Source organism: Candidatus Skiveiella danica (genome assembly GCF_022705245.1).
GTDB classification, from domain to species: domain Bacteria; phylum Pseudomonadota; class Gammaproteobacteria; order Burkholderiales; family Burkholderiaceae_C; genus Skiveiella; species Skiveiella danica.
Map to the genome: position 1 here is coordinate 425 of NZ_JAKJEW010000091.1, position 607 is coordinate 1,031.

General features: G+C 59.6%; 1 protein-coding gene. It reads right to left on the bottom strand.

Annotated features, from left to right (window positions below; all coding sequences use genetic code 11):
- Positions 1 to 607 (bottom strand): UDP-3-O-acyl-N-acetylglucosamine deacetylase (lpxC, locus tag ACMUOY_RS20125; RefSeq protein ID WP_413894510.1); only part of this gene is annotated, 607 nt, incomplete at both ends.

A 607-nucleotide genomic window follows, 5' to 3' on the forward strand; every position in this document is an offset into this window, starting at 1 on the left:
CTCGCCGGCAAGCAGCGCCTTCAGAAGCTGGGTGTTGAGTCTGTGGCCCGATTTGTAGGCCGTGAAGTGGCCGAGAATCGGCATGCCGATGAGGTACAAATCCCCCACGGCATCGAGGATCTTGTGCTTGACGAACTCGTCGGGCGAGCGGAGCCCTTCCTTGTTGATCACCCTCTCATCGTCGAGGACAACGGCGTTCTGCAGCGAGCCGCCGAGGGCAAGCCCCTTCGCCTGCAGATACTCCACGTCTCTCAGGAATCCGAAGGTCCTGGCCGAACTGATCTCTTTTTCGTAGGCTTCGGGGGTAAAGACCATGTGGAAACTCTGCGTCCCCACGGCGGGATGGGGAAAATCGATTTTGTAGGTGATGCGGAAATCGGGGGACGGCTCCAGCATGGCCATGCTCTCCCCCTCGGAGACGGAAACGGTCTTTTTGACCTTGAGATACCGGCGGGGCTTTCGGAGCGTCTTCAGGCCCACTTTCTTCAGGGTGCTGATAAACGGCTGGGAACTTCCGTCCATGATCGGCACTTCGAAGGTGTCCACTTCCACGACGGCGTTGTCGATCCCCAGGCCCCGGAAGGCCGAAAGCAGGTGCTCCACGGTG